Raw genomic sequence first — 12108 nt, forward strand, 5'->3', positions numbered from 1 at the left:
GAGACAGACGTGCCGCAACGAATTTTGGTGCTTGGCGCCAGTGGTTATATTGGTCAACATCTGGTGCAGGTACTCAGCCAACAGGGGCATCAGGTGCTGGCGGCGGCACGTCGTATAGAACGACTGGAAAAACAGCAACTGGCGAATGTCAGTTGCCATAAAGTTGATCTGAACTGGCCGGATAATCTCGCGCCCCTGCTGGCTGAGGTCGATACGGTTTACTATCTGGTTCACGGCATGGGCGAAAAAGGCGACTTTATCGCCCATGAACGTCAGGTGGCGCTGAACGTCCGCGATGCGCTGCGAAACACCCCGGTCAAACAGCTGATTTTTCTCAGTTCGTTGCAGGCTCCCGTGCATGAGCAGTCTGAACATTTGCGCGCGCGGCAGCTTACGGCGGAAACCCTGCGTGATTCCGGCGTACCGGTCACCGAGTTGCGCGCCGGTATCATTGTCGGGGCCGGTTCCGCCGCCTTCGAGGTGATGCGCGACATGGTCTATAACCTGCCGGTGCTAACGCCGCCGCGCTGGGTACGCTCACGCACCACGCCCATTGCGCTGGAAAACTTACTCCACTATCTGGTGGCACTGCTGGACCATCCTGCCAGCGAACATCGCATTCTCGAAGCTGCCGGACCGCAGGTGCTGAGCTATCAGGAACAGTTTGAGCACTTTATGGCCGTCAGCGGCAAACACCGACTGCTGATTCCCATCCCTTTCCCGACCCGCTGGATTTCAGTCTGGTTCTTAAACGTCATTACTTCGGTGCCGCCCACCACAGCAAAAGCCTTGATACAGGGGCTGAAACACGATCTGCTGGCCGACGACACCGCTCTGCGCGCGCTGATACCGCAAACGCTCATCACCTTTGATGATGCCGTTCGCAGCACGCTGAAAGAAGAGGAAAAGCTGGTGAACTCCAGCGACTGGGGATACGACGCCCTGGCGTTTGCCCGCTGGCGTCCGGAATACGGTTATTTTGCCAAACAGGCTGGCTTTACCGTCAAGACCCCCGCCAGTCTGAAAGCGTTATGGCAGGTGGTGAACCGTCTCGGCGGGAAAGAACGTTATTTCTTCGGCAATATTTTGTGGCAGACCCGGGCGCTGATGGACAGGTTGATCGGCCATAAACTGGCAAAAGGTCGACCCGCGCGCGAGCTTTTGCAGGTGGGCGATACGGTAGACAGCTGGAAGGTGATCATCGTTGAGCCAGAAAAACAACTCACATTGCTGTTTGGTATGAAAGCCCCGGGGTTGGGTCGTCTGAGTTTTACGCTCGAAGACAAAGGCGACCACCGACAGATAGATGTGCGTGCCTGGTGGCATCCGCACGGAATGCCCGGACTCTTCTACTGGTTGCTGATGATCCCCGCGCATCTGTTTATTTTTCGCGGTATGGCGAAACGAATTGCCAGACTTGCAGAACAAATCACAGATTAGTAATAAAAACATACTGTATTGTTTCATGTTTCCCATTGCATACAGACGTAATTCACGGAAGAATGCGCACGACGTTTTATTAAACACAGTGGATTGATATGAAGGTACTGGTTACCGGCGCCACCAGCGGCTTAGGTCGAAACGCGGTTGAGTTTTTGCGCAATAAAGGCATCAGCGTCAGAGCCACCGGTCGCAATGAAGCGATGGGGAAGCTGCTGGAGAAGATGGGAGCGGAATTCGTGCATGCGGATTTGACCGAACTGGTCTCCTCGCAAGCCAAGGTGATGCTCGCAGGTATTGACACACTGTGGCATTGCTCCAGTTTTACCTCACCGTGGGGAACGCAGGAAGCCTTCGATCTGGCCAATGTTCGCGCTACCCGTCGCCTGGGTGAATGGGCCGTTGCCTGGGGCGTACGCAACTTTATTCATATCTCTTCCCCCTCACTGTATTTCGATTACCACCACCATCGCGACATCAAAGAGGACTTCCGCCCTCACCGATTCGCGAATGAGTTCGCACGCAGTAAAGCCGCTGGCGAAGAGGTGATCAGCCTGTTAGCGCAAGCCAACCCGCAAACGCGGTTTACCGTGTTCCGCCCGCAAAGTCTGTTCGGTCCCCACGATAAGGTGTTTATCCCGCGTCTGGCGCACATGATGTACCATTACGGCAGCATCCTGTTGCCGCACGGGGGCAGCGCGCTGGTGGACATGACCTATTACGAAAATGCCATCCATGCCATGTGGCTGGCCAGTCAGGACGCCTGTGATTCATTGCCGTCGGGTCGCGTCTATAACATCACCAACGGTGAACACCGCACATTGCGCAGCATCGTGCAGAAACTCATTGCTGAGTTAAATATTGATTGCCGCATTCGCTCCGTGCCCTACCCGATGCTGGATATGATCGCCCGCAGTATGGAACGCTTTGGCAATAAATCAGCGAAAGAGCCCAAATTAACGCACTACGGTGTGTCTAAGCTGAACTTCGACTTTACGCTGGATACCTCTCGTGCGCAGGAAGAGCTGGGTTACCAGCCCGTCATTACCCTGGACGAAGGGATTGAACGCACCGCTGCCTGGCTTCGCGACCACGGTAAGCTGCCGCGTTAATCTTGCCCGTACTTTTCCAGTAGCGCTTCAACAATCGCCTGCGTTTCAGCATCCGCCACGCCGTTCCATAACGCCGGGCGGAAGTGCATCTGGAATGCCATAATCACCCGTTGCTGTTCGCGCGTCGTCATCGTTGGTTTCACCTCATAGCCGTAGCGCGCCAGGAGATCCAGCAGTACGGCGGGATCTACGGGGGCGTGCGGCGCTCGCCCGGCCAGATAAAACGTCACCCGTGCGACGTCTGGCCACGCGCCAATGCCCTGTGCCGCCAGCTCACGCCATGGAAAAAGCGGTCCCGGATCGTCTTTGCGCTGTGGGGCGATATCCGCATGCGCCACCACATTCTGCGGTTTGATGTCATAGCGGGTGACGATCTCTTTCGCGAGCGGGATCAACGCCTGGATCTGCGCGGGCTCAAAGGGGGCGAAATACTTTGTTCCCGCTGACGTTTGCCACCCGCGATTCTCAAGTTCAATACCGATCGAGGTGTCGTTGATACGCGTGGCGCCTCGCCAGTAACTGATCCCCGCATGCCAGGCCAGATCGTGCTCAGGCACAAGCTGCCAGATCCGCGGCTTGCCGCCATAAAGCGGAGGGACGGCAGGGATCAGGTAGTGCGAGCTGACGTTTTTGTCCGTAAGCGTCGCGAGGGAAGAATCAAAATCATCCGCGGTGTAGTGGATGACCAGCACTTTGATACGCGGATACGCCGCCTGCGCCTGGCGACGGGTATCCAGTTGATACCCGGCTTTATCGACGATGCCTTTCTCACCCGCACATCCCGCTAATAGCAGCGTGAGCGCGATGAGCCACAACCCACGTCTCATCGGCGCGTTTTCACTGCCGTACCGCTGACGCTCACCATCAGCATACTGCTGTCTTTGCCGACGGTTTCGTAATCGATATCGATGCCAACCACGGCGTCTGCGCCCAGCGCTTTCGCCTGTTCGCCCAGTTCCTGGAAGGCGATTTCACGCGCTTTCCGCAACTCTTTCTCATAGGCACCGGAACGGCCACCGACGATATCGCGAATGCCAGCAAAGAAATCGCGGAAAATGTTAGCGCCGAGAATCGCCTCTCCGGTCACCACACCGCAATATTCCACGATGTTCTGTCCTTCCAGCGTTGGGGTAGTCGAAAACTGCATGTTGGTCTCCTTATTTGCCTAAGCACTCGATCTCAAAAGCATTATCGAACCGATACGCTATCATTGAAAAGATATTATTCATTATCGTAGACAGCTTTTATGCAGAAAGCTTAATAAGGAAATCACTATGCGCAACCGCAAACTCTCCCTGCTTGTTCCCTGCGCGCTGCTTCTCAGCGCCTGTACAACGACCGTAACCCCCGCATACAAGGACAATGGTTCGCGTAGCGGCTCCTGCGTAGAAGGCGGCCCGGACAGCGTGGCTCAACAGTTCTATGATTACCGCATCCAGCACCGTAACAATGACATTACCGCTCTTCGCCCTTACCTGAGCGATAATCTGGCGAAATTACTGACCGATGCCAGTCGCGATCAGAATCACAGTCAGTTGATGGGCAGCGATCCGTTCTCAAGCCGCTCTGCGCTGCCGGATAGCGCCAGCGTTGCCAGCGCATCGACCATTCCGAATAGTGATGCACGCAATATTCCACTGCGTGTAGAGCAAAAACAGGGGACGCAAAGCTGGCGTGATGAAGTGTTGATGATTCATGAAGGTCAGTGCTGGGTGATTGACGATGTACGCTATGTGGGCGGCAGCGTTGATGCGCCAGCCGGTACGTTACGCCAGTCGATCGAGAACCGCTAACCCCCCTGCTTGCCGGATAAGGCGTTGTAAACTGTAGCGCCGTCCGGCAGCAAAGCAGCATGATGGCCAGAGGGCCTTCTGCTTATCCCCTCAGATGCCTGAATCATAACCCCCATAAATTGTCTGGCATTCTGCATAGAATGCCGACAATTATTCTTGACGGCCACCAGCTCCGCTATTTTGTGCTATGTTTAGTTAAGAATGCGGTTTGCATTTAACTTTTAACGCATAAATATTGCATAACTATTCTGTCAAAGGTAGTATCTGCGGCTTCAATAGCTATCAGACTGCCAGTATACGAGTGTCAATGAGTATTCAATTAAACGGCATTAACTGCTTCTACGGCGCGCATCAGGCGCTGTTCGATATCACGCTGGATTGCCCTCAGGGCGAAACACTGGTGTTACTTGGCCCAAGCGGGGCGGGTAAAAGCTCGCTACTGCGCGTACTCAATCTGCTTGAGATGCCGCGTTCCGGCACACTCACTATCGCAGGTAACCATTTCGACTTCATGAAATCGCCTTCCGATAAGGCGATTCGCGAGCTGCGTCAGAACGTGGGCATGGTCTTTCAGCAATACAATCTGTGGCCCCATCTCACGGTACAACAAAATCTGATTGAAGCGCCCTGCCGCGTACTGGGTCTGAGCAAAGACCAGGCGCTGGCGCGCGCGGAAAAACTGCTGGAACGTCTGCGTCTGAAGCCGTACAGCGATCGTTACCCGTTGCACCTTTCCGGTGGTCAACAACAGCGTGTGGCCATTGCGCGCGCGCTGATGATGGAACCCCAGATCCTGTTGTTTGATGAACCGACAGCCGCGCTGGACCCGGAAATCACTGCCCAAATCGTCAGTATCATTCGTGAACTGGCTGAAACCAACATTACTCAGGTGATCGTCACTCACGAAGTGGAAGTAGCGCGTAAAACCGCCAGCCGCGTGGTGTATATGGAAAACGGTCATATCGTCGAGCAAGGGGATGCGAGCTGCTTTGCGGATCCGCAGACCGATGCATTTAAAAACTATCTCTCTCACTAAGTTTCGGGACAATGACAATGAAAAAAGTTCTGATTGCCGCGCTAATTGCCAGTTTTAGCCTTTCTGCTACAGCAGCCCAGACCATTCGTTTCGCTACTGAAGCGTCGTATCCTCCGTTTGAATCCATGGACGCTAACAACAAGATCGTCGGTTTTGACGTTGATCTGGCGAATGCGCTGTGTAAAGAGATTGATGCGACCTGTACGTTCACTAACCAGGCGTTTGACAGCCTGATCCCAAGTCTTAAATTCCGTCGTTTCGATGCGGTCATGGCGGGGATGGATATCACGCCGGAGCGTGAAAAACAGGTGCTGTTCACCACCCCGTACTACGACAACTCCGCGCTGTTCATTGGTCAGCAAGGCAAATTTACCGGCGTTGATCAGCTGAAAGGCAAAAAGGTCGGTGTACAAAACGGTACCACGCACCAGAAATTCATCATGGATAAGCATCCGGAAATTACTACCGTTCCGTACGACAGCTACCAGAATGCCAAACTGGATCTGCAAAACGGCCGTATTGATGGCGTCTTTGGCGACACCGCCGTGGTGACCGAATGGCTGAAGGACAATCCGAAGCTGGCACCAGTGGGCGATAAAGTCACCGATAAAGATTACTTCGGCACAGGTCTGGGCATTGCGGTCCGTCAGGGCAACAGCGAACTGCAGCAGAAATTCAACACTGCGCTGGAAAAAGTGAAGAAAGATGGGACGTACGAAACCATCTATAACAAATGGTTCCAGAAGTAATCCTTGATGAATGAATTTTTTCCTTTAGCAAGCGCCGCCGGGATGACCGTCGGCCTTGCCGTTTGCGCACTGATCATTGGCCTGGCGCTCGCCATGTTCTTTGCAGTCTGGGAGTCAGCAAAATGGCGTCCGGTTGCATGGGCAGGTTCGGCGCTGGTCACGATTCTGCGCGGACTGCCAGAAATTCTGGTCGTGCTGTTTATCTATTTCGGCTCCTCTCAGCTTCTGTTAATGCTGTCAGACGGATTCACCATTAACCTCGGCGTTGTGCAGATTCCGCTGCAAATGCAGATCGAAAACTTCGACGTTAGTCCGTTTCTCTGCGGTGTGATTGCCTTGTCGCTGCTCTATGCGGCCTATGCCTCGCAAACTCTGCGTGGGGCGTTGAAAGCCGTTCCGCTCGGGCAATGGGAGTCAGGTCAGGCGTTGGGTCTGTCAAAAGCGGCGATTTTCTTTCGCCTGGTGATGCCGCAAATGTGGCGCCATGCTCTACCGGGACTGGGTAACCAATGGCTGGTCTTGCTGAAAGATACCGCTTTAGTCAGTCTTATCAGCGTCAACGACCTGATGCTGCAAACGAAAAGTATCGCCACCCGAACCCAGGAACCTTTCACATGGTACATCGTGGCGGCGGCTATCTATCTGGTCATCACCCTGGTTAGTCAGTACATTCTCAAACGCATTGACCTGCGCGCGACACGTTTTGAACGGAGACCGGGCTGATGCTTGAGTATTTACCTGAATTAATGAAAGGGCTGCATACCAGCCTGACGCTGACCGTGGCGTCGATTGTGGTTGCCCTGATCCTGGCGCTGGTTTTCACCATCATCCTGACGCTGAAAACGCCCGTGCTGGTCTGGGTGGTTCGCGCCTATATCACGCTGTTTACCGGAACACCGCTGCTGGTGCAGATCTTCCTGATCTACTACGGACCAGGACAGTTCCCGTCGCTACAGGAGTATCCGGTTCTGTGGCATCTGCTCTCGGAGCCGTGGCTGTGCGCATTAATTGCGTTATCTCTGAACAGCGCAGCGTATACCACGCAGCTGTTCTATGGCGCTATCCGCGCCATTCCAGAGGGCCAATGGCAGTCCTGCGGCGCGCTGGGGATGAGCAAAAAAGACACGCTGGCGATTCTGTTGCCGTACGCCTTTAAACGCGCCCTCTCCTCTTACTCTAACGAAGTGGTACTGGTTTTCAAAAGTACCTCGCTGGCGTACACCATTACGCTGATGGAAGTGATGGGACATGGTCAGCTGCTGTACGGTCGCACCTATGATGTGATGGTCTTCGGCGCGGCAGGCGTCATTTACCTGATCGTTAACGGCCTGCTGACGCTGCTGATGCGTTTGGTCGAGCGTAAAGCCCTGGCGTTTGAGCGCAGAAATTAAGCCTTAAACTGCATAACTGCGAATCAACAAGACGGACAAGTCTCACAACTGTCCGTCTTTTTTTATTTCTCAAAAAATAATTAATCGTTTTTATTGCATATAAATTCATTAAATGGCATTGTGAATTCGTACCGCAGACACGGTAAAAATCATAAGATTGACAGACGGGAGTTTCACAATGAAAAAGTTAGTTCTGGCTGCATTACTCGCAACGTTTGCAACTGGCGCCGCAGCGGCTGAAAAGATCAATTTTGGCGTTTCCGCCACTTACCCCCCTTTTGAATCGATGGATGCGAACAACAAAATTGTCGGTTTTGATATCGATCTGGCGACAGCATTATGCAAACAAATGCAGGCTGAATGTACTTTTACCAATCATGCTTTTGACAGCCTGATCCCCGCCTTAAAATTCAAAAAATATGACGCGGTGATTTCGGGTATGGACATTACGCCGGAACGCAGCAAGCAGGTTTCATTTACCACGCCTTACTACGCCAACTCTGCACTGGTGATTGCGAAAAAAGAGACCTACAAAACCTTCGCGGATCTGAAGGGCAAGCGTATCGGTATGGAAAACGGCACCACCCACCAGAAGTACCTGCAGGACAAACATCCTGAGGTAAAAACCGTGGCCTATGACAGCTATCAAAATGCGATTATCGACCTGAAGAATGGCCGTATTGATGGCGTATTTGGCGATACCGCAGTGGTGAATGAGTGGCTGAAAACCAACCCACAGCTGGGCACTGCCACGGAAAAAGTGACCGATCCGCAATACTTCGGCACCGGTCTTGGCATCGCCGTCCGCCCGGATAATAAAGCCCTGCTGGAAAAACTGAACGGTGCGCTGGCCGCCATTAAAGCCGACGGCACGTATAAGAAAATCAGCGATCAATGGTTCCCGCAGTAAGACCGGAAATGAATAAAGCTGCTTATCGCGTAACACCGTTCACTTAAGCCAATGAATGAGGGGAAACACCGGGATTTGGTTCCCGGAGGGACGCCAAACCCGGTGGTCGCCCCGGATATCTCGGTCTTAAACTAACGGTGTAGTGATAAGCGGCTTTATGATTGCCTGACCAGCAGCGTCAGCACTTCATAATGGGCAGTATGCGGGAACATATCGAAAAGCTGGACGCGTTCAATGCGATAACCCGGTAATTCACCGATATCTTTCGCCATTGTCTGTGCATTACAGCTGGAATAGATAATATATTCCGGCGCCATCTGGCTTAAATAGTCACACAGCGCCTTCCCAATACCGCGACGCGGTGGATTGACCAGCACCAGTTCAGGTACGCCCCCCTGAGCGGTGGCAAATTGGGTTGAGTCCAGCGCCTGAAAATGCAGATTCTGTAACCCTAATTCACGGGCGGATTGCTTTGCGCAGGCTATCGCCTCCGGGGCGATTTCAATTCCGGTCAACGTCATCTCCGGCGTCGCGCAGTGCAGGCCAAACCCGCCAACGCCACAGAACAGATCCCACATATGGTTGACCGGAAGTTGCCGCACCCAGTCACGCGCCGTTGCATATAATTGGCTTGCCACCACGGGGTTAGTCTGGAAAAAGCTCTGTGGGCGGATCCACAGCGGTACGCCGTTAAAACGTTCCGCCAGCGCCTGCTGCTCGGTCAGGAAGATTTCCGTCTCCCCTTCCATGATCGCCATATGCACAGGCTGAATATTCGCGGTAATGACCTTCAGTTGGGGTAATTGCGCCAGTAACCACGGCAACGCCGCACGTAATTGCCCGAGTTTAGCCTCTGAACGCAACACAAAACGCAACATCATGCCGCCGTTCTGCTGGCTTTGTGTCAACAGGATGTATTTCAGTTCACCACGCTTGCGCGCCACATTGTAGGGCGTCAGTCCAGCCCGCGCGATAAACGGTTTCAGCGTCGCAAAAATGGGGGCAAAAGAGTCAGGATACAGCGGGCAATCGCAGAGATCTTCCGGCGTGCCATCACGATGAAGCATTCCCAGCAACGGTTTCTCTACGCTGCCGCTGACCACCATTTTCGCCTTATTGCGAAATCCCTGTTCAGGGCCGCAGACAGGCGCACACCACTCGGTGACCGGGCGTTCGGCCAACAAGTTTTGCAGTTCGACTGTTTTTGCGGCGAGTTGCTCGCTTATCGGCGCTGTGATCCACTGACAAGAGCGGCAGCGACCTGCGTCATAGAGTGCGCAGTGCATAAGAAAACCTTCAAATTACCAGGGCGGTGATTATACACATTATTGCAGGCGGAAAAACCGGCGGCTGGCGGGGGGAATAAACAGCAGCAGCAAAACCAGCATATCGGGCAGTTTTTGCATCACCAGGGTACGCAGGATCTCGCGTTTTGACTCGCCTGCAATGCTGAACAGTTCAGGATAGCCGTACCCCAACGAGGCCGCCCACAGATAACCGGTCGCAATGACCTGAGTCAGCAGATAGACCCAGCGGGCCCAGTTGCGCCCTTTGACTAAAGAAAACGCGCAGAAAATTTCGACAAATACCAGTACCAGACTCCCCAAAAAGACCAGGGTCAGGTTCCATGTCTGCACGCTGCGATGAATAAATTCAGCGATTCCCGGCACGCCAAGCGTGTTAAAAATCATCAGCAAGTCAAGGCCGCGGATCATAATAATGGCGAGCGCCGCCACCTGCACCAAAGCAGGGACATTCAAACGAGCATGTGATGAGGCTGATTTTTTAAAAAATCCCAACGTGTTCTCTTCCGTGAAAGCAATGCCGCGACAAGCGCGGCAGAGTGTAGCCAGGTGGGCAGATTTTAGTTTCTTCAGCCGCGTCTTGCACGCTGGATATCGCGGATCCGTTGTTTTTCCATACGTGCCATCAGATACCAGGCGATAAATCCGACAATTCCGACCACCCCAAGGATCAGGGTCGCTAAGGCGTTTATTTCCGGATTAACCCCCATTCGCACGCTGGAGAAAACCAGCATCGGTAAGGTCGTCGCACCAGGACCAGAGACAAAGCTGGCGATAACCAGATCGTCAAGCGAGAGCGTGAAGGCCAACAGCCAACCGGAGATCACCGCCGGCATAATCATCGGCAAGGTGATAACGAAGAACACCTTCAACGGTGTGGCGCCAAGATCCATCGCCGCCTCTTCAATCGATTGATCCAGTTCGCGCAACCTTGATGAAATCACCACCGCCACATACGCGGTACAGAAGGTGACGTGCGCCAGCCAGATGGTCAACATGCCACGATCCGCCGGCCAGCCGATAGCGTGTCCCAACGCCACAAACAGCAACAACAACGACAGCCCGGTAATGACGTCTGGCATCACCAGCGGCGCGGTTATCATAAACGCAAACCCGGTGGAGCCGCGAAAACGCCCAAAGCGAACCATCACCACGGCGGCAATGGTGCCGAGAATCACCGCCATGGTGGCCGCACAGGCGGCAATAGTCAGGCTCAGGGCGACCGCGCTCATCATCGCTTCATCGTGAAAAAGCTCGCCGTACCAGCGCGTGGACCAGCCCGCCCAGACCGTCACCAGTTTGGAGCTGTTAAAAGAGTAAATCACCAGCATCAGCATCGGCGCATAGAGGAAGGTAAAGCCGAGCACCAGAATGAAGATTCGCCAGGGCGAACGGACTACCGGTAAGTTGTTCATCCGTGTTCCCCCACGCTTTTTTGCTGATGTTTATGGAACCACATGATCGGGACGATCAGCAGCAACAGCATGATGATGGCCACCGCAGAAGCGACCGGCCAGTCACGGTTGTTGAAGAATTCCTGCCATAGCACACGGCCAATCATGATACTGTCCGGACCGCCGAGCAATTCCGGGATCACGAACTCCCCGACCGCCGGGATAAAGACCAGCATCGACCCGGCAATAATGCCGCCCTTCGTCAGCGGTACGATGACGCTGAAGAAGGTTTTCAACGGTTTTGCCCCTAAGTCCAGCGAGGCCTCCACCAGCGAATAATCGATACGCGTTAACGCGGTATAAATCGGCAGCACCATAAACGGCAGATAGGCATACACAATCCCAATGTACACCGCCAGATTGGTGTGCAGAATCGTCAACGGCTGATCAATGACCCCCAGCCACATCAGGAAGTTATTCAGCACCCCGTTATTTTTTAGAATCCCCATCCAGGCATAAACGCGGATCAAAAACGAGGTCCATGACGGTAAAATCACCAGCAATAACAGTATGTTGCGCGTCGAGGATTTGCTGTGCGCCACCGCCCACGCCAATGGATACCCCAGCAGCAAACAGCAGAGTGTCGAAATCCCCGCCACCTGCAGTGATTGCAGATACGCGTCAAAATAGAGCGGATCGTCCGTCAGTTGCAGGAAATTCCCCAGATTGAGCGTGACAGACAACTGCCCGTCAGCCCACTCCATCAGATTGGTATACGGCGGAATCGCCCGCGCCATCTCCGACAGACTGATTTTAAAGACAATCAGAAAAGGCAGCAGAAAGAGCAGGATCAGCCAGATATAGGGCAGCGCAATGACCATCTTGCGCCCGTGCTTCATTTGCATACGCGACATAAACAGCGTGAAGTTGCTGTGTTTGTTCACGCGTGCCGCAGGTTCAAGTGTACTCATCTTCGCTC

The 12108-nt window shown here is 53.7% G+C and carries 14 protein-coding genes; 8 read left to right on the forward strand and 6 right to left on the reverse strand.

The genetic code is table 11. The features are described 5' to 3' along the window. The first annotated feature begins 9 nt into the window (after positions 1 to 9). Positions 10 to 1440: an SDR family oxidoreductase gene (locus tag JM656_RS14045; protein ID WP_203358320.1), complete on the forward strand. Its 1431-nt coding sequence runs from the start codon at positions 10 to 12 to the stop codon at positions 1438 to 1440. Positions 1441 to 1538: 98 nt separating this feature from the next. After that, positions 1539 to 2552: an NAD(P)-dependent oxidoreductase gene (locus tag JM656_RS14050; RefSeq protein WP_203358321.1), complete on the forward strand. Its 1014-nt coding sequence runs from the start codon at positions 1539 to 1541 to the stop codon at positions 2550 to 2552. Here the strand turns inward: JM656_RS14050 and JM656_RS14055 are convergent. Together JM656_RS14055 and JM656_RS14060 are read right to left on the reverse strand one after the other, a co-directional pair. Next, on the reverse strand, positions 2549 to 3379 hold the full coding sequence (locus JM656_RS14055; protein WP_203358322.1) for an N-acetylmuramoyl-L-alanine amidase: 831 nt from the start codon (positions 3377 to 3379) through the stop codon (positions 2549 to 2551). The two genes, JM656_RS14050 and JM656_RS14055, sit on opposite strands and share 4 nt — an antisense overlap. Further along, complete coding sequence (locus JM656_RS14060) at positions 3376 to 3699, reverse strand: heavy metal-binding domain-containing protein (RefSeq protein WP_135321344.1); 324 nt, start codon at positions 3697 to 3699, stop codon at positions 3376 to 3378. The genes JM656_RS14055 and JM656_RS14060 overlap by 4 nt, the downstream gene beginning before the upstream one ends. 127 nt (positions 3700 to 3826) lie before the next feature. On the opposite strand from JM656_RS14060, the gene JM656_RS14065 reads away from it, so the two are divergent. From JM656_RS14065 to artJ, 6 genes are all read left to right on the forward strand, one after another. Further along, positions 3827 to 4345 (forward strand): lipoprotein, encoded by a 519-nt coding sequence (locus JM656_RS14065; protein ID WP_203358323.1) that lies wholly within the window; start codon positions 3827 to 3829, stop codon positions 4343 to 4345. A 307-nt stretch (positions 4346 to 4652) separates the two neighbouring features. Further along, on the forward strand, positions 4653 to 5381 hold the full coding sequence (gene artP, locus JM656_RS14070) for an arginine ABC transporter ATP-binding protein ArtP (protein WP_203358324.1): 729 nt from the start codon (positions 4653 to 4655) through the stop codon (positions 5379 to 5381). 17 nt (positions 5382 to 5398) lie between these two features. Further along, positions 5399 to 6130, forward strand: coding sequence for an arginine ABC transporter substrate-binding protein ArtI (gene artI, locus JM656_RS14075; protein ID WP_192611726.1), 732 nt, complete (start codon positions 5399 to 5401; stop codon positions 6128 to 6130). A 6-nt stretch (positions 6131 to 6136) separates the two neighbouring features. Continuing rightward, positions 6137 to 6853, forward strand: coding sequence for an arginine ABC transporter permease ArtQ (gene artQ / locus JM656_RS14080; RefSeq protein ID WP_203358325.1), 717 nt, complete (start codon positions 6137 to 6139; stop codon positions 6851 to 6853). After that, positions 6853 to 7521 (forward strand): arginine ABC transporter permease ArtM, encoded by a 669-nt coding sequence (artM, locus tag JM656_RS14085; protein ID WP_192611724.1) that lies wholly within the window; start codon positions 6853 to 6855, stop codon positions 7519 to 7521. The genes artQ and artM overlap by 1 nt, the downstream gene beginning before the upstream one ends. 178 nt (positions 7522 to 7699) lie before the next feature. After that, on the forward strand, positions 7700 to 8431 hold the full coding sequence (gene artJ, locus JM656_RS14090; protein WP_203358326.1) for an arginine ABC transporter substrate-binding protein ArtJ: 732 nt from the start codon (positions 7700 to 7702) through the stop codon (positions 8429 to 8431). A 155-nt stretch (positions 8432 to 8586) separates the two neighbouring features. Here artJ and rlmC read toward each other — a convergent pair whose 3' ends face one another. From rlmC to potH, 4 genes are read right to left on the reverse strand one after another with little or no spacing between them, the layout of a single operon-like run. Further along, positions 8587 to 9717: a 23S rRNA (uracil(747)-C(5))-methyltransferase RlmC gene (gene rlmC / locus JM656_RS14095; protein WP_203358327.1), complete on the reverse strand. Its 1131-nt coding sequence runs from the start codon at positions 9715 to 9717 to the stop codon at positions 8587 to 8589. A gap of 39 nt (positions 9718 to 9756) precedes the next feature. After that, positions 9757 to 10254: a YbjO family protein gene (locus tag JM656_RS14100; protein ID WP_203361292.1), complete on the reverse strand. Its 498-nt coding sequence runs from the start codon at positions 10252 to 10254 to the stop codon at positions 9757 to 9759. Between the two features lie 50 nt (positions 10255 to 10304). After that, positions 10305 to 11150, reverse strand: coding sequence for a putrescine ABC transporter permease PotI (gene potI / locus JM656_RS14105; RefSeq protein WP_203358328.1), 846 nt, complete (start codon positions 11148 to 11150; stop codon positions 10305 to 10307). Beyond that, positions 11147 to 12100 carry a putrescine ABC transporter permease PotH gene (potH, locus tag JM656_RS14110; RefSeq protein WP_203358329.1) on the reverse strand — a complete coding sequence of 318 codons (954 nt, stop codon included), beginning with the start codon at positions 12098 to 12100 and terminating at the stop codon, positions 11147 to 11149. Before potH ends, potI begins: the two co-directional genes overlap by 4 nt. Between the last annotated feature and the right edge of the window lie 8 nt (positions 12101 to 12108).

Source organism: Citrobacter sp. R56, assembly GCF_016811995.1.
GTDB lineage: Bacteria > Pseudomonadota > Gammaproteobacteria > Enterobacterales > Enterobacteriaceae > Citrobacter_D > Citrobacter_D enshiensis.